Origin of the sequence: Planococcus sp. ISL-110 (assembly GCF_018613575.1) — a bacterium.
Taxonomy (GTDB): domain Bacteria; phylum Bacillota; class Bacilli; order Bacillales_A; family Planococcaceae; genus Planococcus.
Window position 1 is genome coordinate 1 of record NZ_JAGGPX010000020.1, and the last position, 21,860, is coordinate 21,860.

The following is a 21,860-nucleotide window of genomic DNA, read 5'->3' on the forward strand; positions in this document are numbered from 1 at the left end:
GAAAGCGTCCGCCTGGAGCGCAGGATCCGGTATAAATACCATGAAATGTGTAATCATTCTGCATTACTTTTCTTTACTTCAGTATGGACTTCGCTTTTTGTGTTTATCATCTACTTTCTTCTAAGTTAATTACTTTCAGCAACTTTTACGACAAAAGGAAAATTGAGAACGCCGGTATCAGCGAATTTAAATTCAGCCCATAGTTTGTAAAACCCTGGGGATGGAAACTGAGCTTCAAATACGGTTTGGTCATTTGATATTGGATGAACATGGATAAAGCGTGTTCCTTGCTCATCCAGTACAACTACATGTCCCAATGCTCCCAAGTAAGGCAAAGGGGTATCATCGTGTAAATCAAAAGATAAAGTAGCGGATTTTCCGGCAATCAATTCGGGATGTTGAAACGTGACTGTTTTCCCTGCGAATTCTTTTGTTGAACTTTCGTTTTTAACAAGCGAATCCCAATTCGTTTCAGGTGTCTCAGCCCCTTCGCCGACGGTTATCATTATTGGCTCGATGACATAAGTCATCCCGGCAGGATTAATGTCAGCAAAAGCAAGGTAGCGCCCCGATGGCAGTTCCAACTCCACTTCATAATCTCCTGAGTCGTTCTCAACGGGATGGACATGTAAGAAAGTCTCTAAATCCGCACTGACAATAACCAGGTGCATTCTTTTTTCGTGAGTTTCTGTTAATGTTACTGCATTATTGTGAGTATCCCGAACTTCAATTGTCACAATTCCGGAATTATAAGCAGTATTTACTTGAACCTTAGGAAGTTTTTCATCCATTTCGTGATGGTGATGTTGATCATGTTTCATAATAAATTGCCTCCTTGTTGGCTATTAGTAGTTGTTGGCATTTGTCGACATGTTTTCTTTGTTTGTTTGCGGATGACACTGAGCTTCTGGTTCTGGCGCTTTCTCGAGCGCCATCCATTTATCGCGTCGAAATTGAATCACTAAAACCATTGCGCGAAACGTGATGTCTATGCCAATTGCAATCCAGACGCCGGCCAACCCCCATCCCAACTGTATTCCTAACAGGTATACGAGCAGTGTACGGATAGCCCACATGCCAAAAGCGGTCAAATACATAGGGAATTTTGTGTTGTTCGCCCCTTGAAATGCTCCGGTCAGAACCATTAACACAGCAAGAAAAGGTTGGAAAACGCCTGAAATTTTCAATGCAGTCCCAATATCACTGATTACTTCCGGGTCTTCGGTAAAGAATGAGGCGGCCCAGTCTCCAAAGAAGAACAAGACTGCTCCCAAAAGCGTCATGAACACTACGGTTAATTGGGTGGAAAGTTTTGCATACTTTCTGGCTTCTGCCAAGTTTCCGGCGCCAATCTGTTGACCTACCAGGATTGTTGCTGCGGTAGCAAAGCCATACCCAATCATGTAGGAAAACACTTCAACATTACCGGCAATCTGGTGAGCCGCAAAGGCATTGGTTCCAAGGGCTACCACGAACCCGAAATAGACTATTTGGCCGGCCCGCATGACCAAGCGTTCTCCGGCTGCGGGTGCACCAAGTGTGGAAAGTTCCATTAAGTGCCCCTTATCCAGTTGCCAGTATTCTTTTCTGAATGCCAGTACTTTTTCTTTGTTGACGTAGTAGAAAAGGGCTAAGCTGCCTATTAAACGGGAAACCACAGTGGCTATGGCAGCGCCGACAATTCCAAGTTCCGGAATAAACAAAAAACCGAATATCAAAACATAATCAAGTACAGCATTGATGCCGTTGATGACTATACTTATCATCATCGGCGTTTTGGTGTCACCGGCTCCTCTTAGAATCGCACTCATTACAAACATTAAAGACATGATGACAGAAGGAATCCCTACAATCCGTAAATACAATGATCCCAATTCCAGGACTTCTTCTTCAATGCCCATTAGCCGTAACAGTGGTTCTGCAAAGAACCATGTAGCCACGCCGGTGAGAATCCCGAAAAGGATTGCCAGAATAATGGATTGCTGGGAGATGTGCCTTGCCTTCTCGGGCTGGTTTGCGCCCAGGAAGTTAGCAATTCGGACATTGGCTGCAACCCCGATCGCCATAAACAGGGCAAAGTAAATGGCGAGGACAGCGTTCGTGATCCCAACTGCTGAAACGGCTGCCAAGCTAATTTGAGAAACAAAATAAGTATCCACAAAACCCAGCAGAGTCTGAAAAAAGTTCTCTATTACTGCGGGTATGGCTAATACAATTATAATCTTCAACCGATCTCTATCTGTCTTCGGTTGAAGAGGTTGGTCGATCAATATATTCTCTTTCATCAGTTACTCCTTTCTAGAACCCTCCCTCACAAAACAAAAGTACACATAAAGTGTGCCATGTTCCAATTGTTGAGAACTTTATTATGCAATGTTTCAATACATAACTTTCTATCCGGGTCTTTAGCTGAGTTTTATAAAGATTCACGGCTTCGTCTCTACAAAACAGAGACTAATGAGTTGATTCTTTACAGGCAACTATTCATTTCTCAGCTGTCTAAAATGCTCTAACGCTTTTTGTGGCTCTTCCGGATTGCTGAAAGGGCTGACTTTGGTTTCATTTTCTTTTAAGAACTTAGTTGCTTCTTTTAACTGTTGAAATGAGCCCATCATGTGATTCTAGGTGAGACGTGAGTAACCCGGTATCTGTAGATGGCAATAACTTAATAAAACATCTTTCCGTATGGTTATTTACTTGGTGCTATATAAACTTCTACCCTTAAACACCCTTTACAAACTCCATAGAAAATGCAGATTTACTTTTGACAAACTGGGACTGTACAAAGTTGAAAGTTCTACAACTTTAACAAGTGAATTTAGTAGGATCTATAAAGAGGATTCCGGAAAAGATTGTCATCGATGTTTAAAAAGGAAGTTTTCACTTTCGCAAACTGTTCTTAATAGGCAAGATGAAAGATTCCATACGGGAGGTTGCTGAGGGAGAAAAAAGAACAAGGCGGAAAAATAAAGAATCGGAAGTTTCCACCCAAGCGTGAAGATATTAAAGTAACTGGCAAGTTGTCGACTTTTTCCTTTTGGGTGACTGTGACAACATCATTAAAATTTACGCTTTCAATGGCAAAAATTGCTGTGGCGATTTTTTTTGCACTGGCAGGATACACCTGAGACCGTGTGTTCTTTTGGTAGAAGACTTTTCCAGTAGTTGCCTCTAAAATAATAGCTGCTTCACTGAATAGGCTAGGCAGGGAGGGGGCAACAGTTTTACTGAAAACTGTAGAAATGATAAATATGTTGTTAATAATTAAAATAGTTGAAACAATACTTAATTTTTCATAAATACTCCTGAGTGATTTTTATTTCAGCTTCGTTATAAAATTAATGGTTTCCCGGTCCGAGGCAGTCGGTAACTTGAAGTTTTGCCGATACTTCTCGTGTCCTTTGCCGGTAATCACAATCCAGTCGCCTGACTGGCTGTCTTCTATAGCATACTTAATGGCCAGAGTGCGGTCAGGAATAATGCTTCCCTTTTCACTTCCGTAGGTATCCTGTAAATTGCTTAGCGTTTTTATCATTTCATCAGAGGAAACGGAATTTAAGTCATCCAATGTTAAAACGTACTTGTCGCTTAAATCGGTTGTTAACGAAAGCATTGTCTGTCTTTTACTGGAGTCTCTGTCTCCCCGAAACCCGAAAATATGAATTATTCTTTTGGCGCCCTGCTGTTTTGCTGTCGTTAAGCAATAGGAAATAGCGTCAGGTGTATGCGCGTAGTCAACGATAACCGTAGCACCATTCAGTAGTGGATAGGCTTCAAACCGTCCTTCAACACCTTTAAATTCACCGGTTGATTTAAGAATATCATTCGGATTAATCCCGACTAACTTTGAAGTCATGTAAGCCATCAAGGTGTTATAAACGTTGTGTATTCCGTTCATAGGAGAATGGATAGTTCGGTATTCGTTGTCCTCCTCAATCAAGGCGCTGGATTTTTGTGAATGCAAACTCGAAATCCGAAGGTGATTTTCTTCGGACTCGCCGATCGTGTAAACGGTTTTTCCTCTGTTCCGTAAAATCTTTGTTAGTTTCATACCCCAGGGGTTATCCTTATTCACAATAGCTTTACCGTGGATTTTCAACTGGTTAAACAACAGCAATTTGATGGAGAAGTATTCTTCTATAGTGGAATGATAATCCAGATGTTCAGGGTGTAGATTAGAAAATAAACAATAGTCAAATTCAATGCCTTCTATCCGATGCTGGCTTAATGCGTGGGATGAAACTTCCATAATGATGACATCATCCTTGCTCATGGACAAAAGTTTATGTAAAACAAGCGGGTTGGGCGTTGTATGTGCGCTTTGAATTCTTTCACCATTAACAATATTTTGCAGGGTGCCAAATACTGAACAAGTTTTCCCGTTGCTTTCCAACATATGTTTTAACATGTAACATGTCGTTGTCTTGCCGTTAGTTCCTGTAATTCCGATAACTGTTTTGTGTTTCGCTGGATTGCCATAAAAGTTTCTAGCAATTATTCCAAGGGACTTACGGCTGCTTTCAACTAGTAAATAAGGTACAGGTAAGTTGGTAATGGGCTGTTCTCCTACTACCGCCACAGCACCTTTTTTTATTGCAAGATCAAGGAAGTCGTGGCCGTCTTTCTCAAAACCTTTAACGGCAACAAATAAATCTCCCTCACTGATGTTTTGCGAGTTATCTGAAATCCCTTGTATGTTTACGTCTGAAGTCAATTGGTTGAATTGAGATTTTAGTTCAAGACCATGTAGTAAATAACTTAATTTCATTTTTTCAAACCTCTCCGATGCCTTCTTTATAATCGACTTATATTAACCGAATAGTATTGAGAAAGTATGCAGTTTTGGAAGCAGGGAAGAAGTGTAAAGAAAATGACCTGCATGAAATGAAAATGTAAAAATCATTTTTCTGTACCAACAATAACAAAAGAGCTTTTTATAGTCTTCGCAGATGAATTTTTACACAAAACTTCTGTTGCTCGATTGAACTTAGGTTTTATACGTCATAAAAAAGATCAGGGTGGAACCCTTAGGCAACTGGAATGAGTAAAAGAGTCAGATACTTAGATTCAGTAAATAAAACTATTACTATCACAAAAGGAAAAAGCTATCTGCGCCTAGATAGCTTTTTCCTCAAATAACCCTAATTAAATATATAGAAGTTAATCAGCAGTGATTTCATTTTCTGTTACCCGCATATGGTTTGTTACTGCTTTTCTTATGGAGGCTGTATAATCAATTATATAAACAGTCGTTTCTGCGGCCGAGTTGATTACCACATTTGGTCATCCATTCCTTCCATGTGATCCCTCAGGCACTGCGCTTGATCCTGAATAATCCATATTCATGTCTTCATCAGAACCACTTGTCCATATGCAGCTCCTCGTCAAAGATATCCTTTTGTCATATTAAATCCATCTTTCTCTTCATCTTTCACTCAGTTTATCTTTGCTGTGCAGAAAAGATGTCATTCTTCTTGTTAATCGGGTGTTTATGCACAAAAAGTTGAAACTTTTCCATTAGACTGTATAAGTATGTTTATTCATATAAAGAATTTCAGGAAATCGATAAACTTGGAGGACATAAAGATGAAGAAGAGAATAATGGTGAATGCACTTCTATCAATGACCTTGCTAGCAGGGTGCAGTAATAATACAACAGGATCATTCGAAGTACCGTTTAAAGGGGAGTTAAGCCATGTGCACGGAATGGGCTATCCGGGAAATGGGGACAGCTTGTATTTTGCTTCACATATCGGGTTGAAAATTTACCGCGATAGCGAATGGTATGAAACCGCTGATAATTTTTACGATTATATGGGCTTTAATGCAGTGGGTAAGGGCTTCTATTCTTCTGGACACCCAAGTGCAGATTCAAATCTACCCAATCCGCTTGGAATTCAGCGGAGTGCAGATGGCGGAGAAACCTTGGAAGAGGTTGCATTTCAAGGGGAAACGGATTTTCATGCCATGGCTGTAGGCTACACTAGTCATGAAATTTTCTTGTTCAATCCAACAAAAAATTCCTTGCTGGCAGCTGGATTTCATAAAAGCAATGATGAAGGAGAATCGTGGGAGCCAGCTCAGGCTTCAGGATTAAAAGGAGAAGTGTCTGCGCTAGCCCTACACCCGACAGATTCGAACTTGGTCGCTGCAGCTACTTCTTCAGGTGTTTATTTCTCCCGTGATGCCGGAGAAACATTCGAGGTGGTTACAGCGGAAACTGAAACAGGAACAGCGGTGCATTTCACTGAAGACCACTTGTATTTTGGAAGCTTCGGAACAACTGCGGCTTTAATGAAGTATACTGTTGAAAATGAAGAGCTGGAGATGCTGAATATACCGGATCTTTCGGAAGATGCCATCGCTTTTATCGCACAAAACCCGAATGATGAGTTGGAGCTGGCTATCTATACATTGCAGGGTCAGGCGTACTTATCGGAAGACGGTTCACAGACCTGGGAAACGTTGCTGCAAGATGGGGAAAACGATTAAAGAAAACCGGAAATGAAGGAAGTTTTGGAACATACCGACTTTGGTGAAGTTCCACAAGAAGGACAAATAGTCGAAGAGAGATGGAACGAGAAAGAATTTATTGCGACCGACAGTCCAGGAAACGGCAGATGTCGTTCTTGTGAAGAGCAACCCGAATGACGTAGTGGCGTTAATTGATCTGTCGAAAAAGACTTGCCGAAAAACGGTTCAAAATTTATGGTGGGCAACCGGATACAATATTTTCGCCATCTCGCTTGCTGCAGGCATTTTAGCGCCGTGCTTAGGAAGAGTTTCGATACGAGTTCTATAAAAGCTAGCCTGTTTTTTAAGAAGCGTAGGAAAGAAAGACCATTCGAAGATGTTTATCAAATGGAGAATTTCTCAATTCGATCATACAGGACATAAAAAAAGGCTGCCGCCAAAAGTCAGGAAACTAACTTTTGGGGCAGCCTTCTTTTTATTCCCCTACCGGATACGGCTCGATGCGATCCGATGGTTTCGGGTGCTTGATTTTCGGTAAGATCTTGTTGAGTGGCACAGACCGTGTCAGTTCATGTGTGCTTGGGTCAGCCGGATCAAAAAGATCCAGGAACTTCATCACTTCTTTGACGATCGGCGTCGGTGTGGAAGCACCAGCTGTAATGCCGACTGTTTCAACGCCTTCCAGCCATTCCAACTTCAATTCGGACAAATCGGAAATGCGGTAGGCCGGCGTGCCGGCGATGTCCTGGGACACCTGTGCCAAGCGGTTTGAGTTATTGCTCATCGGATCGCCGATGACAATCAATAAATCGGCTTCGCCGGCCTGCTGCGCCACTGCTTCCTGACGCACCTGGGTAGCCAGGCAAATTTCCTTATGGACTTCAGAGTGCGGGAATTTTTCTTTCAGGCGTTTCATCATGTCCACAACATCCCATTGGCTCATTGTGGTTTGGTTGGTAACAATGATCTTCTCGGAATCCAGTTCCAGGCGGTTGACGTCTTCAACGGTTTCCACCAAATGGACCATGTCCGGTGCGACGCCGATTGCGCCCTCCGGCTCTGGATGTCCGCTTTTTCCGATATAGACGATCTGATAGCCATCTGCTGTTTTTTCGCGAATCAAGTCATGCGTCACGGTGACATCAGGGCACGTCGCATCAATCGATACGAGGCCTTTGCGCTTCGCCAGCTCGCGGACTTGCGGTGAGACACCATGGGCAGTGAAAATCACCGTGCCGGTTTCCACTTTTTCCAGGATTTCCAGACGGTTGCTGCCATCCAATGTTATGATGCCATCATGTTCGAACGCGTCTGTTACATGTTTATTGTGGACGATCATTCCTAGTATATAAATGGGGCGTGGCAAACTTTCGTCCATCGCAGCGTTCTTTGCGATGACCATGGCATCCACCACTCCGTAGCAATATCCTCTTGGCGATATTTTCATAACCTTCATCAAGTACCGCGCTCCTTTCAAAATCATACATTTATTATAACGGAGATGGCACTGCTTTACAAAAGTTGCATCGCGTAAAGCTGCTATTTTATGCTATAATATTTAGAGCTTAAGGAGGGAATTTAATCCCATGACAAAATTCAACGAATACCCATTCAAACCCTTCCTATTGGAAGCGGTAGAAAAACTCGGTTTTACAGAACCGACGCCGATTCAAAAGGAAATGATGCCCCATATATTGAAAGGTTCTAGTGCCATTGGCCAATCCCATACAGGGACTGGAAAAACGCATAGTTTCATTATCCCAATCGTAGAACGCATCGACGTCAGCAAACAGGAAGTGCAGGCGGTAATCGCAGCACCGACGCGTGAACTTGGAACGCAGATCTACAATGAGTTGCAGAAACTGGTTGTCGGATCCGGCATTGAAGTGAAATCGTTTATCGGTGGAACAGACAAGCAACGTTCAATCAACAAATTGAAAACACAGCCGCATATCGTCATTGGCACACCTGGGCGCCTGAAAGACCTGGTCAAAGAAAACGCCCTATTAGTACACACCGGAAAAATTCTTGTAGTGGATGAAGCCGATTTGGCTTTTGACCTTGGCTTTATCGAAGAAATCGATCAGGTAGCCGGCAAGATGCAGGACAATCTGGAGATGTATGTCTTTTCAGCAACAATTCCTGAAAAGTTAAAACCGTTCCTGAAAAAATACATGGAATCACCGGTTCATGTGAAAATCGGCGACAAACGTCCGACAGCAGATGGCCTAGATTTCTATTTAGTGCCTGTTCGCAGCAAAAAGAAAATGGAGCGCCTGCAGGATGTCATGAAAGTCATCAATCCTTATTTGGCAATCATTTTCGTCAATACCCGCACCAACGCCGATTATGTTGCTGACCAATTGGCGAGAGAAGGCATCCGTGTCGGCCGTGTCCATGGCGACTTGGCACCGCGTGAACGCGTTAAAATGATGCGTCAGATCCGCGACTTGGAGTATCAATACATCGTAGCGACAGATCTTGCTGCGCGCGGCATTGATATCCAGGGCGTCAGCCACGTCATCAACTATGAATTGCCGGAAGACCTGGAGTTCTTTATTCACCGTGTTGGCCGTACGGCTCGCGCAGGAATGAAAGGAGTAGCCATCACATTATTCAAGCCGGAAGACGACGACGCCATTGTCCGGATTGAAAAAATGGGCATTCCTTTCCAGCAAAAAGATATCGTCAAAGGCGAGTTCGTCGATTTGAAAGAGCGCCATAAACGTACAACCCGTACCAGACCGACGAATGAAGCGGATGCAAAAGCGAAAACGATGGTCCATAAACCAAAAGCCGTAAGACCGATGTACAAGAAGAAGATGAAGTGGAAAATGGACGAAATCAAAAAAGCGGAACGCCGCAAAAATCGCAAAAAGTAAGGAGATAGTTTCATGTTATTAGGATCTCACGTATCAATGAGCGGCAAAGGGATGCTGCTTGCAGCAAGCGAAGAAGCCGCCTCTTACGGAGCGTCGACTTTCATGATTTATACGGGCGCTCCTCAGAATACACGCCGCAAACCAATCGAAGACTTGAATATTGACGCTGGGCTTGCCCATATGGCGGCCAATAACTTAACGAATATTGTCGTCCATGCGCCGTATATCATCAATTTAGGCAATACCCAAAAACCTGAAACTTTCGCACATGGCGTGGAATTTCTTCAAAAGGAAATCGAGCGGACAGCGGCACTGGGTGCAAAGCAAATCGTTCTGCATCCCGGCGCCCATGTCGGAGCTGGAGCGGATGCGGGAATCGCCAAAATCATCGAAGGCCTGAATGAAGTATTGACCCAGGATTATCCGGTCAATATCGCACTGGAGACCATGGCAGGTAAAGGTACGGAATGCGGGCGCAGTTTTGAAGAAATCGCCGCGATCATCAATGGCGTGACCCACAACGAGCGCCTCTCGGTATGCTTTGATACTTGCCACACGCATGATGCGGGCTACAACATCAAAGAAGATTTTAATGGAGTCCTGGAAGAGTTCGACCGCATTGTCGGCATCGATCGCCTCCAGGTGCTGCACATCAATGACAGCAAAAATGTTCGCGGAGCGGGCAAAGACCGCCACGAAAACATCGGCTTTGGTGAAATCGGCTTTGATGCCTTGAATGGAGTTGTCCATCACCCGGATCTTATGCACGTACCAAAAATCCTCGAGACGCCTTATGTCGGACTGGATGCTAAAAACAAAAAGCCGCCTTATGCATTTGAAATCGAAATGTTCAAAGCGGGCATTTTTTCGCCAGGCGCCATCGAAGAATTGAAATCTCCACTATAGAGTTCAGAAGCTGAAGGCAGACCCATTTTTTAAGGGAACTGTCTTCAGCTTCTTATTTTTCATTTATCAGCAAGCGAAGAACATCTATAGAAAGGAGCGGAAGGCGGCGCTCCCGGCAGCTGGTGCCGTGACTTCTTATATCTTTTATTGTATTGATCACAGAATAATCACGGCAAACTGTGAAGTTATTTAAGCTCAATCTATTTACATTACCGGTAAACTCTACTATACTTTTTTAAGGTAAATCGTAATCATTATTATTAGAAAAGAGGCGACACTATGGTTGCGCCATTAATTGACATTAAAGACATCAGTTTTGAATATGAGCAGACAAAAGCGCTCCATAACATTTCCATGAAAGTGGAGGAAGGCGATTTTTTGGCGATTTTAGGTCCGAACGGCTCTGGAAAATCGACTTTGCTGAAAATCATGCTGGGGCTTATAAAACCAAGCAAAGGAAAGATCGAACTTTTTGGTGTGGATGCGAAGAATTTCAAGAACCGTGAATGGATCGGCTATGTATCGCAGAAGTCCAATTCGTTCAATTCAGGGTTCCCGGCGACTGTAGAGGAAGTGGTGGCAGGCGGTCTGGCCAAGAAAACCGGGTTGTTCCATCGTTTGCCGAAATCTGCTCACCAACAAGTGGCGGAAGCGCTGGAAGCGGTCGGCATGCAGGACTTCATGGGCCGAAGCGTCAGCGAGCTGTCGGGCGGCCAACAACAGCGGATTTTCATCGCACGGGCATTGGTGGCAAAACCAAAGATCCTGATTCTGGATGAACCGACTGTCGGTGTGGACCATCAGAATGTCCAGGCTTTCTATGACATGCTGGCCTCCCTGAACCGCGACAAGAATATTACATTGGTGCTGGTGACCCATGATGTCGATACCGTGACAGACCGTATCACGCATGTGGCCTGTTTAAACCAGACGATCCACTTCCACGGATTCAAAGAGCAGCTTCACACAATGAGCGATGAGCAGCGCGAAGCGTGGTATGGCCATTCTGTCCGAAAAATTCACCATATCGGAGGAAGCCACGCATGATTGAAGCTATATTATCCTATGAATTTTTACAGAATGCCTTTGCGGCCGGCTTGATCATCGGAATCATCGCGCCGCTGCTTGGTGTATTTATCGTCGTCCGCAGGCTTTCTCTCATTGCGGATGCCTTGAGCCATGTCACGCTTGCCGGAATCGCTGGAAGTTTGTATTTGAGCCAGAGCGTTGCTTCGTTGGCGCTCTTGAACCCTTTGTTCCTGGGTATTGCGGCCTCCGTTGCCGGTTCGGTGCTGATTGAACGTTTGAGAAGCCTCTACAAGCATTACGAGGAACTGGCTATCCCGATCATTTTGTCAGCGGGGATCGGTTTTGGCGCTATTTTCATTTCTCTGGCGCAGGGATTTTCCAATGACTTGTTCGGCTATTTGTTTGGATCTGTTTCAGCTGTCAGCAGGGAAGACCTGCTGATTGTGGCAGGAATCGCAGTCGTAGTGCTGGCATTCATCTATTTCTTCTTTAAGGAATTATTCGTTTTGTCTTTTGACGATGAGTACGCGAGAGCATCCGGCCTGCCTGCGAAGTGGATCCACTTCATGTTCATGATCATTACCGCTTTGGTCATTGCCGGATCCATGCGCATCGTCGGTATTCTACTGGTATCGTCACTAATGACGATTCCGGTTGCTACTGCTATGCGTGTCACGAAAAGCTTTAAGCAGACCATCATTCTGTCTATCGTCTTTGGTGAAATTTCCGTCATCACAGGGCTTGTCACCGCTTTTTATTTTGATTTGGCGCCGGGTGGCACAATTGTGGTTACGTCCATCTTCCTGTTGCTCTTGGTCATCATTTATAAAAAAATCATGGTTTCACTTAAAAAAGGAGCGATCGCATGAATTTAACCAATGCATGGAATATCCTGAAAGACAATGGCTTTAAAGAAACCTCAAAGCGCAACCAGATTTTGGAACTGTTTGCCAATGACGAACGCTATTTGACGGCTAGGGATTTGTTGGATGTCATGCAGAAGGATTATCCAAGCATGAGCTATGACACGGTGTACCGGAATCTGGCGACTTTCGTATCGCTCGGCATTCTGGAGGAAACGGAGTTATCGGGTGAGCGGCATTTCCGGATGCAATGCGAAAGCGACCATCATCATCATCATTTCATCTGTATGGACTGCGGCAAAATAAAGGAAATTCCGGTCTGTCCAATGGATATGTTGGGAGCCGCGTTGCCTGCATATGAGATTGCCAACCATAAGTTTGAAATATACGGGAAATGTCCCGAATGCAAATAAAAGCGAGAGTGGGAAAACCCCACTCTCGCTTTTATTTGTTTAGAACAATTATTTACCGCTCAATGTCTTTTGGATGCTGAATTCATTGTGCACCCATTCATTCGCTTCGAGCCAATCATAGACGCGTATAACATTGTTAGGAATCGGCTGCCGGTTATAAGGTGTATCGAACAGTACCACGGGTATGTCCAGCTCTTCAGCGATTTCCACGGCATTATCGTGTTTATCCTCGAAGAACAAATGGACATTGTGGCGTTTTGCTGTTTCGATTTTCTTGTGCGAACCGATCAATTCAATGTGGTCATAGGCGATGGCGTGTTCTGCAAACCAATCGAAAGTGATGTCACGGACATTGTCGCCTCTGGCAGAAATGTAATACAGTTCGTATTGGTCTTTCCAATTGTTCAGGATCTTCTTGGCATTTTCAGAAACCGGAGAAGCCGCGTAGATCTGCGGCTCGGAATCCCGAAACCAGGAATAGAATTCACCTTGAGCCAAATGGGGAAGGGCGGCGGTCAAATCATATTCCTTGATATCGTCCAATGTCAATTCACTCTTAAACTTTTCGTTTATATGAGAAATCAATGACGATGGCGAAGTCACTGTTCCATCAATATCAATGCCAAAACGGTATCTCATTTGCTCACAACCTTATGCTTGTTGTTGTTCCATTTCTTTTTTCTCTGCGGCTTGCTTCGCGAAATATTGTTCCGCTAATTTATCGATTTCAATTTTCAATTCATCAACCATTGTTGCCTCGGGAACTTTACGGACAGTTTTGCCGTTCATGAACAGCAAGCCTTCTCCGCGTGCACCCGCGATGCCGATATCGGCTTCACGGGCTTCACCGGGTCCGTTTACTGCGCAGCCCAGTACAGCCACTTTCAAAGGTGCTTTGATGTGGGAGATGTATTCTTCCACTTCATTGGCGATGGTGATCAAGTCGATTTCAATGCGTCCACATGTCGGGCATGAAATCAAGGTTGCCGCATTTGAGGAAAGGCCGAAGATCTTCAGCATTTCACGTGCCACTTTGACTTCCTCGACAGGATCGGCACTCAGCGATACACGAAGCGTGTTGCCGATGCCTTTGGCGAATAATGCGCCAAGGCCAGCTGCGCTTTTTACAGTGCCGGAAAACAGAGTGCCGGATTCCGTGATACCAAGATGCAATGGATAATCGAATGCTTTTGACGCCAATTCATATGCTTCAACAGCCAGGCTGACATCCGATGCTTTCAATGAAACGATGATGTCATGGAAATCCAGGTCTTCGAGGATCTTAATGTGGTGAAGGGCACTTTCGACCATACCTTCAGCAGTCGGGTAGCCGTATTTTTCCAGAATTTTGCGTTCAAGCGAACCGGCGTTGACACCGATGCGAATAGGAATGCCTTTAGCTTTTGCGGCATTGACAACAGCTTCCACTTTTTCGCGGCGTCCGATGTTGCCCGGGTTGATGCGGATTTTATCTGCACCCTGTTCGATGGCTATCAAAGCTAATTTATAATCAAAATGAATATCCACTACTAATGGAATGTTGATGCGCTCTTTGATGGCGCCAATCGAATAGGCAGCGCGTTCATCGGGACAGGCTACACGGACGATTTGGCAACCTGCTTCTTCCAAGCGTAAAATTTCAGCAACCGTGGCTTCCACGTCATGGGTTTTGGTGGTTGCCATACTTTGTATAAATAATTCATTACTGCCGCCGATCGTCAAATCTCCGACTTTCACAGGGCGTGTCTTTGAACGGTGTGTCATTTCGCTCATGAAAAAATCTCTCCTTTTTAATGATGGCCTAATCTATCGGCTCACCTATCTTTGTCCAACAATTGCCGGTCTCCCGAAAGTTGTCGGCTCAATTCCATTACCTATAGCCATTTTAGCAGTGTAGCGCTTGAAAAGACAAGAAAGACGGCTGAATACTGGCTTACTTTACATAAAATTTACCTTCGGATTATTTCTTTTGAAGCGGTGGTTTTTTGGGGTAGTAGCCGATCGCTAAATACAAATAGAGAAGAGTCAACAGGCTGGTGGCCAAAGAGACGTACAAGCCCAAATCGAAAAAGCTCAATATAAATGCCAATAATGTCGGAACTGTGACACTGAGAGCAGTGGTCCTCCATAGATGGCGGTATTCACCTCGGCGCTTTCTGGCATTCAAAATCACTAAGGCAATCGAGGCAAACAAACTGATTTTGATAAAATGATAAAGCGTAGTGGAGACAAACAAAAAAACCAAAGCGAATGGATACAGCAGCCATTCAATTTCCTCCACAAACTCCATGAGTCCAGCCATACTGCCCGTGGAATCGCCTAAACCGTAAATCCATTCGATAAAAGAGACAATTGTCAAAAGACCCACAAAGAGGAAGATAAACTGCATGATCTTACCGATAGTCATAATACGGACGGCAGCCTGCTTTTTAGGTTCCATTAAACTCGCTTTGAATAATTGGTATATATTCAAGATCATCTTCCTTTCATCTATATAATAATCGTAACATGCCGGCAGGAGAAAAAAACGCTGCTTTGTTACGGGAATGTAAATTTTAAATAAAGGTGTTTACAAATTCTTATTAAACTATTCATAATAGGATGGGTGTGAATATGAAAATTTAGGAGTTGAATAAGTATCGTGGAAATGAACTGGCAAGAAATCCTCTTTTCCTTCTTCGGTGGATTAGGGATTTTCTTATTCTCAATTAAGTTTATGGGTGACGCTTTGCAAAAAGCTGCGGGCGATAAACTTCGCGACATCCTCGACCGCTTTACAACCAATCCATTCATGGGTGTGTTGGTCGGGATTATCGTTACTATCTTAATACAATCAAGTTCAGGTACTACCGTGATCGTCGTTGGTTTGGTAAGTGCCGGATTTATGACATTGAGACAAGCGATTGGTGTCATCATGGGAGCGAACATTGGAACCACGGTGACCGCCTTTATCATTGGGCTGGATGTAGGGGCTTATGCTTTGCCGATCATGGCAGTTGGAGCCGCAATGATTTTCTTTGTCAAGAAAAATCAGATTCAAAACATCGGGCAGGTCATTTTTGGTTTTGGCGGTCTGTTCTACGGCATGGAATTGATGAGCGGGGGCATGAAGCCGCTTCGTGAATTGCCGGCCTTTATCGACATGACAATCAATTTGAGTGAATTTCCGGTTCTGGGAGTTGCCGTTGGAACGGTCTTTACGTTGATTGTGCAGAGTTCGAGTGGGACGGTAGCCATTCTCCAAGGTCTTTACGATGAAGAAATCCTGACGCTTGGAGCATCTCTGCCGGTCCTGTTCGGAGACAATATCGGAACGACCATCACAGCGGTTCTTGCGGCATTGGGCACTTCCATCGCGGCCCGCCGTGCTGCAGCAGTACACGTGCTGTTCAATATTCTAGGGTCGGTCATCTTCTTGATTTTGCTGGTTCCTTTTACTGCTTACGTAGAATGGATCTCCGGTGTACTGGCATTAGAACCGAGAATGCAGATTGCTTTTGCGCATGGTTCATTTAACGTAGCGAATACAATTATTCAATTTCCATTAATAGGTGCCTGGGCATACTTGGTGACAAAAGCCATTCCGGGCGAGGAAGTCCTGGTAGAATTTAAACCAAAGCATCTCGATATCCACTTTATCGAGCAATCTCCTTCGATTGCGCTTGGACAGGCAAAAGAGGAAATCCTGCGCATGGGCGCTTATTCGGTCCAAGGGCTGCAGGAAACCTATTCATATTTGATGACGAAGAGCAAAAAGCATGCAGAAATGGGTTACCAGCTGGAAGATGCCATCAATAACCTGGACAGCAAGATTACAGACTATCTGGTTTTGATTTCAGCAGAATCTATTTCAGCAGCCGACTCGACTCGCCATACAATGCTAATGGAGACAGTTCGCGATATCGAGCGGATTGGAGACCATTTTGAAAACATCATTGAACTGGTCGATTACCAGGAAAACAACAAAGTGAAAATTACAGCGGATGCAATGGAAGATTTAACGGAGATGTTCACTTTAACCATTGCTACAGTTGAAAAAGCACTTAATGCGTTGAATACGACAAGCCATGAGCTGGCTCGTGAAGTCGCAGAACAGGAAGACCTGATCGATAAGATGGAACGTAAATTCCGCAAAAAACATATTTTGCGCTTAAATGATGGCTTATGTACGGCACAAGCCGGAATCGTTTTTGTCGACATTGTCAGCAACCTGGAACGAGTTGGTGACCATTCAGTAAATATTGCAGAAGCAATCCTAGGCAACCGCGCTTAAAAAAAGAAAAACGAAAGCGCCTGTATAGAACCGACAGGCTTAAGGCGGTTTGCCGAATTGGCGTTTTGTGCCGCACAGGCAAAGGGACTTAAGACCCCGAGGTTCTAGGCGCTGAAGTCTGGACAAAGAAAAGCGGAAGCAGCCGAAAGCGGAAGCGGAAATAACCTGAAATGGCAGAACTCAAAACACAAAATAGCCTCTCTTTCATCCTGCTTTACATTTTAAAAAATGTAGGGCACGATAGAAGAGAGCTTTTTTTATAGGGAGGGTTACAGATGGAAATTGTCGGCTGGATTGTTATCCTGCTATGTTTCGTAATCGGTTTTATCGGCTTGATTTACCCGATCATTCCCGCAGTCCTGTTTGTCTTTGGTGGCTTTATCATGTATGGGCTGTTTTTCAGCTTCAGCGATTTGCCCTGGTGGTTTTGGGCGATCCAAAGCTTGTTCGTGATTTTGTTGTTTGGCGCGGATGCCATTGCCAACGCTTTTGGCGTCAAAAAATTCGGAGGTTCGAGAGCCGGACTTTGGGGCAGTACGATTGGACTGATCATCGGTCCGTTTATCATTCCGATTATCGGTATTTTGATCGGCCCTTTCCTTGGCGCAATCATTGCGGAAATCCTTGTTAATAAATCGTCCCTGAAAAAGTCGTTCCTGTCGGGCATCGGATCGGTAGTCGGATTTATCACTTCCGTCGTCACAAAAGGAATTATTCAGGTCGTTATGGTTTCCATCTTCTTTTTTACAATCTAGGCCAGTTTTTCGGCAAGGTTCCACGTGCTGTTAAATCAGGATAAATCAGTCAAAGGTCTGAATAAAAGGATTTGCCGTGCATTATGTTTGTACAGGTCTAGAAATTTTGATAGGCTAAGAAGGTAGACCAATAGACTCAAGGAGGAATTTAATTATGGCATATGAATTACCGGAATTACCTTACGCGTATGACGCACTTGAACCACACATCGACAAAGAAACGATGAATATTCACCACACAAAACACCATAACACGTACATTACAAACGTAAATGCGGCTTTAGAAGGCCACGATGACTTAGCTTCAAAATCAGTGGAAGAACTTATTGCTGATCTGGATGCAGTTCCTGAATCTGCACGTACTGCAGTCCGCAACAATGGTGGCGGACACGCGAACCACTCGTTGTTCTGGAAACTTTTATCTCCGAGCGGCGGCGGCAACCCAACGGGCGCTCTAGGCGAAGCAATCAACAGCAAATTCGGAAGCTTTGACGAATTCAAAGAGAAATTCGCTGCTGCCGGCAAAACACGTTTTGGATCTGGCTGGGCTTGGCTTGTTCTTTCAAACGGAGAGCTAGAAATCATGTCGACTCCTAACCAGGACTCTCCATTGATGGAAGGCAAAACACCATTGCTTGGACTTGACGTATGGGAGCATGCTTACTACTTGAAATACCAAAACAAACGTCCGGATTACATCAATGCATTCTGGAACGTTGTAAATTGGGAAGAAGCTTCAAACCGTTACGAAACAGCAAAATAATTGCCGACAATTGAAACTTTACACACACTTTTTCGTCTGAAAAAGTGTGTGTTTTTTTTATGTGATGATATACTGGTAAGTGGATATTTTTGCGAAAGGAGCAACCACCTCATGAAACCGCCTCAAAAAAGACGCGTTTCGCTTGCACGAGTGAAACTGCAATCTAACACTGTCTTTCGGATGAATATCCTCTTTTTCACCATTTTCCTCTTATTTTCCGTACTGATTCTCCGTTTAGGGTTTCTTCAGATCGTCAAAGGCGAAGACTATGCGCGTGCTATTGCCAGAACAGAAGAAGTCCCCGTCAATACCAGTGTGCCAAGAGGGCGCATCTTTGACAGCGAAGGGCGGGTTCAAGTCGGCAATACGCCGGTTAACGCCATTACCTATACCGCAATGCAGACGACCAAAAGAGAAGAAATGATGACCGTGGCAAAGGAATTGGCCAAATTGATCGAAAAAGACGATGACAAAGTGACGCTCCGGGATAAACAGGATTTCTATATACAATTAAATACCGAAAGCGCCAGCAAGAAAGTGACGGATAAAGAAAAAGCCGCAATCGCTGCGGAAGACATCACCGAAACCGAAAAGCAGCGCAAGCTTGATGCGTTGGTCAGAGAAAAGATCACGGATGAAGAACTGGACAGCCTGAGTGCTGAAGACCTGGAGGTTTTGGCCATCTACCGCGAAATGACTTCCGGTTATGCATTGGCTCCTCAAATGATCAAAAATGAGGACGTGACGGACGAAGAGTTCGCACGCGTTTCAGAACGCCTGACTGATCCGAATCTTAAAGGCGTCAATACGGTGACGGACTGGAAACGGGTCAAATCGAGCGATTTGACGATATTAGGAAGGACGACGACGCCGGAAACCGGAATCCCTGCCAACAAACTTGATTATTACCTGGCGCGCGACTACTCACGCAATGACCGTGTCGGAACCAGCTTTTTGGAACAGCAATACGAAGAAGTGCTGCAGGGCCAAAAATCGGTCGTCAAAAATGTCACCGATGGCAAAGGAAGTGTCATAGAGACCATTCCGGTAGATGAAGGAAAAGCCGGAAAAGATCTGGTTCTTTCAATCGACAGCGAATTGCAGAGTGAATTGGAAAAAATCGTGGAAGATAAGTTGCTGCAGCTGAAAGCCGGTCCGAGCTCGAAACTTGTTAAAGATGCCTACCTGGTCATGATGGATCCTCAGACTGGCGAAGTTCTTTCTATGGTAGGAAAGCGTCTGGGCAAAGATGAAGACGGCAAACAGGTCATCAATGATTATGCATTCGGCACATTTACGGCCTCTCATGAAATGGGTTCTACCATTAAAGGTGCAACCTTGTTGACTGGTTATTCCGAGGACGCAGTCGAGTTGGATGAAGTGCAAATAGATGAACCCTTAAAATTTGCCGGCACTGCCCAAAAGAACTCCATTTTCAATACGCAATTATTCAACCGCATTCCAATGTCGGATATCATGGCTATAGAGCGCTCCTCCAACGTCTATATGTTTAAGATTGCCATGAAGATTGCAGGCGCGGAATATCAATACAACCGAGGATTGTATATAGCTCCGGAAAGTTTTGCTGTCATGCGGAATTCATTCGCACAGTTTGGCTTAGGAGTGAAAACAGGCATCGATTTGCCAAATGAAGCGACAGGTTATCTGGGCGGAACATCTCCAGGAGCCAAACTTCTCGATTTATCCATCGGCCAGTTTGATACGTATACGCCTCTGCAGCTGGTACAGTACATTTCAACGATTGCTAATGACGGATACCGGATGGAGCCTCATGTTGTTAAAGAGATTCGTGAAGCTTCCAGGGACGGAGAGACACTTGGGCCGATTGAAACCATTGTTGAGCCCAAAATCCTAAACCGGATCAACAATTCACAGGAAGAAATTGACCAAGTCCAGACCGGGATGCGCAATGTGTATATCGGAAGTTCCGGATCGGCGCGTGCCCAGTTCAGTGATACACCTTACACTGCTGCCGGGAAAACCGGAACTGCGGAAGTTTATTTTTACGAAAAAGACCATAAAATGAACGGTACATATGCCATCAATATTGCGCATGTGGGCTACGCACCTTATGAAAATCCTGAAATTGCTTATGCAGTGGTAATTCCATATGTCACGACCGATCCCGAAAATGTTCCAAAAGCCAATAACGAAATCGCCCGTGCGGCAGCTGACAAATACTTTGAATTGAAAAACAAAGAGTCCGAGGCAGCATCGAATTTAATTAAAGCGCCCTATAGCGATTCTGTTATTGTAGAAGGCGAATAGACCCGAGCCCTAGATAAAGTTCTCATTGTGAGAATCATATCTTGGGGCTTTTTTCTTATGGAAAGCAACCGATTTACAATTTCTTAACATTGCCTTTATATGTCCTCAACAAACTCTCTTTATAGTAGAAAAGGTAAACAAACATAAACTTTAGGGGGAAACAATGCAATGAGAAATTGGAAATTCGCAATGGCATCTACTATTCTTGGTTCGGCTTTAATTCTTGGTGCATGTGGCGGCACGGAAGAGTCTGGCGATACCGGTTCAGAAACAGAAGAAACAGGTTCAGATACGGCTGGAGAAGAAGCAGTTGTTGAAGGATCCGTAATAGGTGACGGATCTTCTACCGTAGCGCCGATCTTAGAAGGCATCGTTGAAGAATACGCCGGAGCTCAGCCGGATGTTCAAGTTACAGTAGGTGTTTCAGGCACGGGTGGCGGATTTGAAAAGTTCATCCAAGGCGAAACAGATTTCTCTAACGCTTCACGTCCTATAAAAGAAGAAGAAGCTGCCGCGCTTGAAGAAGCCGGAATCGAGTATACAGAATTCCTATTGGCTTATGACGGCCTGTCAGTTGTAGTTAACCAGGAAAACGACTTTGTAGATAATCTTACAGTCGAACAACTGAAGAAACTATGGGTGGAAGATGGCACAACGAAAATGTGGTCGGACATCGATCCTGAATGGCCAGAAGAAGAAATTGTCTTCTATGCACCAGGAACTGCTTCAGGAACTTACGATTACTTTAACGAAGTGATTCTTGAAGAAGAAGATATTGAAAGCTCGGCGACTCTTTCAGAAGATGACAATACTTTGGTGCAGGGAGTTCAAGGCAGCCCGAACTCAATCGGATTCTTCGGTTACGCGTACTTTATAGCAAACCAGGATACATTGAAATTAGTTCCAATCGAAGGAATTGAGCCGAGTGACGAGACAATCGAGTCTGGTGAGTATTCACCATTATCACGTCCACTATTCGTTTATGCGAAAAACTCAGCAATTAGCGAAAATGAAGCAGCATATGATTTCATGCAATACACAATTGAAAACGCCGGAGCTATGGCAGAAGCAGTTGGGTATGTGGCATTGAATGAAGAAGATTATGAAGCTGGCTTAGCAGATCTTGAAGCTTTAAAAGAATAAACAACTAACAGTCTATTCCAGTCTCAGGGTGAGCAGCCACTGCTCACCTTTTGCGGTTGAAAGGGGATTC

Annotated in this window: 19 protein-coding genes and 1 pseudogene; 12 read left to right on the forward strand and 8 right to left on the reverse strand. The window is 44.3% G+C overall.

From position 1 onward, the window contains the following. Window positions 1-125: 125 nt before the first annotated feature. The 4 genes from J7I83_RS13475 to J7I83_RS13490 all read right to left on the reverse strand — a co-directional run bounded on the left by J7I83_RS13475 (window position 126) and on the right by J7I83_RS13490 (window position 4,768). Window positions 126-821, reverse strand: a complete 696-nt coding sequence (locus J7I83_RS13475; RefSeq protein WP_215101561.1) for a hypothetical protein — start codon at window positions 819-821, stop codon at window positions 126-128. Between the two features lie 24 nt (window positions 822-845). Then, the gene (locus tag J7I83_RS13480; protein WP_215101563.1) at window positions 846-2,285 is read right to left on the reverse strand and encodes an MATE family efflux transporter; all 1,440 of its coding nucleotides are present in this window, start codon (window positions 2,283-2,285) and stop codon (window positions 846-848) included. 614 nt (window positions 2,286-2,899) lie between these two features. Further along, window positions 2,900-3,301: a D-alanyl-D-alanine carboxypeptidase gene (locus tag J7I83_RS18150; protein WP_215101780.1), complete on the reverse strand. Its 402-nt coding sequence runs from the start codon at window positions 3,299-3,301 to the stop codon at window positions 2,900-2,902. A gap of 15 nt (window positions 3,302-3,316) precedes the next feature. Next, window positions 3,317-4,768: a UDP-N-acetylmuramoyl-L-alanyl-D-glutamate--2,6-diaminopimelate ligase gene (locus J7I83_RS13490; RefSeq protein WP_215101565.1), complete on the reverse strand. Its 1,452-nt coding sequence runs from the start codon at window positions 4,766-4,768 to the stop codon at window positions 3,317-3,319. 818 nt (window positions 4,769-5,586) lie between these two features. Between J7I83_RS13490 and J7I83_RS13495 the strand changes: the two genes are divergently transcribed. Then, complete coding sequence (locus tag J7I83_RS13495; RefSeq protein WP_215101567.1) at window positions 5,587-6,492, forward strand: F510_1955 family glycosylhydrolase; 906 nt, start codon at window positions 5,587-5,589, stop codon at window positions 6,490-6,492. Between the two features lie 118 nt (window positions 6,493-6,610). Further along, window positions 6,611-6,802 (forward strand): annotated as a pseudogene (locus J7I83_RS13500) (hypothetical protein); the annotation flags it as partial. Between the two features lie 147 nt (window positions 6,803-6,949). Here the strand turns inward: J7I83_RS13500 and J7I83_RS13505 are convergent. Then, window positions 6,950-7,930 (reverse strand): 4-hydroxy-3-methylbut-2-enyl diphosphate reductase, encoded by a 981-nt coding sequence (locus J7I83_RS13505; protein ID WP_215101569.1) that lies wholly within the window; start codon window positions 7,928-7,930, stop codon window positions 6,950-6,952. A 130-nt stretch (window positions 7,931-8,060) separates the two neighbouring features. On the opposite strand from J7I83_RS13505, the gene J7I83_RS13510 reads away from it, so the two are divergent. The 5 genes from J7I83_RS13510 to J7I83_RS13530 all read left to right on the forward strand — a co-directional run bounded on the left by J7I83_RS13510 (window position 8,061) and on the right by J7I83_RS13530 (window position 12,567). Further along, on the forward strand, window positions 8,061-9,356 hold the full coding sequence (locus J7I83_RS13510; protein WP_215101571.1) for a DEAD/DEAH box helicase: 1,296 nt from the start codon (window positions 8,061-8,063) through the stop codon (window positions 9,354-9,356). 12 nt (window positions 9,357-9,368) lie between these two features. Continuing rightward, on the forward strand, window positions 9,369-10,262 hold the full coding sequence (locus J7I83_RS13515; protein WP_215101573.1) for a deoxyribonuclease IV: 894 nt from the start codon (window positions 9,369-9,371) through the stop codon (window positions 10,260-10,262). A 279-nt stretch (window positions 10,263-10,541) separates the two neighbouring features. Further along, window positions 10,542-11,309: a metal ABC transporter ATP-binding protein gene (locus J7I83_RS13520; RefSeq protein ID WP_215101575.1), complete on the forward strand. Its 768-nt coding sequence runs from the start codon at window positions 10,542-10,544 to the stop codon at window positions 11,307-11,309. Further along, window positions 11,306-12,160, forward strand: coding sequence for a metal ABC transporter permease (locus tag J7I83_RS13525; protein WP_215101577.1), 855 nt, complete (start codon window positions 11,306-11,308; stop codon window positions 12,158-12,160). Before J7I83_RS13520 ends, J7I83_RS13525 begins: the two co-directional genes overlap by 4 nt. Next, a complete protein-coding gene (locus J7I83_RS13530) occupies window positions 12,157-12,567 on the forward strand; it encodes a Fur family transcriptional regulator (RefSeq protein WP_215101578.1) in 411 nt (136 codons plus the stop codon). Before J7I83_RS13525 ends, J7I83_RS13530 begins: the two co-directional genes overlap by 4 nt. A gap of 48 nt (window positions 12,568-12,615) precedes the next feature. On the opposite strand, the gene J7I83_RS13535 is transcribed toward J7I83_RS13530, so the two are convergent. The 3 genes from J7I83_RS13535 to J7I83_RS13545 form a co-directional block, all read right to left on the reverse strand. Beyond that, entirely contained in the window at window positions 12,616-13,206 is a 591-nt protein-coding gene (locus tag J7I83_RS13535; protein ID WP_215101580.1) for a hypothetical protein, read from the reverse strand. A 12-nt stretch (window positions 13,207-13,218) separates the two neighbouring features. Then, window positions 13,219-14,340, reverse strand: a complete 1,122-nt coding sequence (gene ispG / locus J7I83_RS13540) for a flavodoxin-dependent (E)-4-hydroxy-3-methylbut-2-enyl-diphosphate synthase (RefSeq protein ID WP_285228703.1) — start codon at window positions 14,338-14,340, stop codon at window positions 13,219-13,221. Between the two features lie 187 nt (window positions 14,341-14,527). Next, window positions 14,528-15,046, reverse strand: a complete 519-nt coding sequence (locus tag J7I83_RS13545) for a DUF1189 family protein (RefSeq protein ID WP_251047652.1) — start codon at window positions 15,044-15,046, stop codon at window positions 14,528-14,530. 162 nt (window positions 15,047-15,208) lie between these two features. Here J7I83_RS13545 and J7I83_RS13550 point away from each other — a divergent pair, with 162 nt between their 5' ends. The 5 genes from J7I83_RS13550 (at window position 15,209) to J7I83_RS13570 (ending at window position 21,790) form a co-directional block, all read left to right on the forward strand. After that, window positions 15,209-16,840 (forward strand): Na/Pi cotransporter family protein, encoded by a 1,632-nt coding sequence (locus J7I83_RS13550; RefSeq protein WP_215101585.1) that lies wholly within the window; start codon window positions 15,209-15,211, stop codon window positions 16,838-16,840. A 275-nt stretch (window positions 16,841-17,115) separates the two neighbouring features. Further along, window positions 17,116-17,595: a DUF456 domain-containing protein gene (locus tag J7I83_RS13555; RefSeq protein ID WP_215101587.1), complete on the forward strand. Its 480-nt coding sequence runs from the start codon at window positions 17,116-17,118 to the stop codon at window positions 17,593-17,595. Window positions 17,596-17,749: 154 nt separating this feature from the next. Further along, window positions 17,750-18,358, forward strand: a complete 609-nt coding sequence (locus tag J7I83_RS13560; RefSeq protein WP_215101589.1) for a superoxide dismutase — start codon at window positions 17,750-17,752, stop codon at window positions 18,356-18,358. Between the two features lie 111 nt (window positions 18,359-18,469). After that, complete coding sequence (locus J7I83_RS13565) at window positions 18,470-20,647, forward strand: peptidoglycan D,D-transpeptidase FtsI family protein (protein ID WP_215101591.1); 2,178 nt, start codon at window positions 18,470-18,472, stop codon at window positions 20,645-20,647. A 168-nt stretch (window positions 20,648-20,815) separates the two neighbouring features. Further along, window positions 20,816-21,790, forward strand: a complete 975-nt coding sequence (locus tag J7I83_RS13570; RefSeq protein ID WP_215101593.1) for a PstS family phosphate ABC transporter substrate-binding protein — start codon at window positions 20,816-20,818, stop codon at window positions 21,788-21,790. The last annotated feature ends 70 nt before the right edge of the window (window positions 21,791-21,860 follow it).

Bases quoted from the DNA above. Each gene is read 5' to 3' on its own strand.
- J7I83_RS13475 (WP_215101561.1), bottom strand. From the start codon at position 821: ATGAAACATGATCAACATCACCATCACGAAATGGATGAAAAACTTCCT.
- J7I83_RS13480 (WP_215101563.1), bottom strand. From the start codon at position 2,285: ATGAAAGAGAATATATTGATCGACCAACCTCTTCAACCGAAGACAGAT.
- J7I83_RS13490 (WP_215101565.1), bottom strand. From the start codon at position 4,768: ATGAAATTAAGTTATTTACTACATGGTCTTGAACTAAAATCTCAATTC.
- J7I83_RS13495 (WP_215101567.1), top strand. From the start codon at position 5,587: ATGAAGAAGAGAATAATGGTGAATGCACTTCTATCAATGACCTTGCTA.
- J7I83_RS13505 (WP_215101569.1), bottom strand. From the start codon at position 7,930: ATGAAGGTTATGAAAATATCGCCAAGAGGATATTGCTACGGAGTGGTG.
- J7I83_RS13510 (WP_215101571.1), top strand. From the start codon at position 8,061: ATGACAAAATTCAACGAATACCCATTCAAACCCTTCCTATTGGAAGCG.
- J7I83_RS13515 (WP_215101573.1), top strand. From the start codon at position 9,369: ATGTTATTAGGATCTCACGTATCAATGAGCGGCAAAGGGATGCTGCTT.
- J7I83_RS13520 (WP_215101575.1), top strand. From the start codon at position 10,542: ATGGTTGCGCCATTAATTGACATTAAAGACATCAGTTTTGAATATGAG.
- J7I83_RS13525 (WP_215101577.1), top strand. From the start codon at position 11,306: ATGATTGAAGCTATATTATCCTATGAATTTTTACAGAATGCCTTTGCG.
- J7I83_RS13530 (WP_215101578.1), top strand. From the start codon at position 12,157: ATGAATTTAACCAATGCATGGAATATCCTGAAAGACAATGGCTTTAAA.
- J7I83_RS13535 (WP_215101580.1), bottom strand. From the start codon at position 13,206: ATGAGATACCGTTTTGGCATTGATATTGATGGAACAGTGACTTCGCCA.
- ispG (WP_285228703.1), bottom strand. From the start codon at position 14,340: ATGAGCGAAATGACACACCGTTCAAAGACACGCCCTGTGAAAGTCGGA.
- J7I83_RS13545 (WP_251047652.1), bottom strand. From the start codon at position 15,046: ATGATCTTGAATATATACCAATTATTCAAAGCGAGTTTAATGGAACCT.
- J7I83_RS13555 (WP_215101587.1), top strand. From the start codon at position 17,116: ATGGAAATTGTCGGCTGGATTGTTATCCTGCTATGTTTCGTAATCGGT.
- J7I83_RS13560 (WP_215101589.1), top strand. From the start codon at position 17,750: ATGGCATATGAATTACCGGAATTACCTTACGCGTATGACGCACTTGAA.
- J7I83_RS13565 (WP_215101591.1), top strand. From the start codon at position 18,470: ATGAAACCGCCTCAAAAAAGACGCGTTTCGCTTGCACGAGTGAAACTG.
- J7I83_RS13570 (WP_215101593.1), top strand. From the start codon at position 20,816: ATGAGAAATTGGAAATTCGCAATGGCATCTACTATTCTTGGTTCGGCT.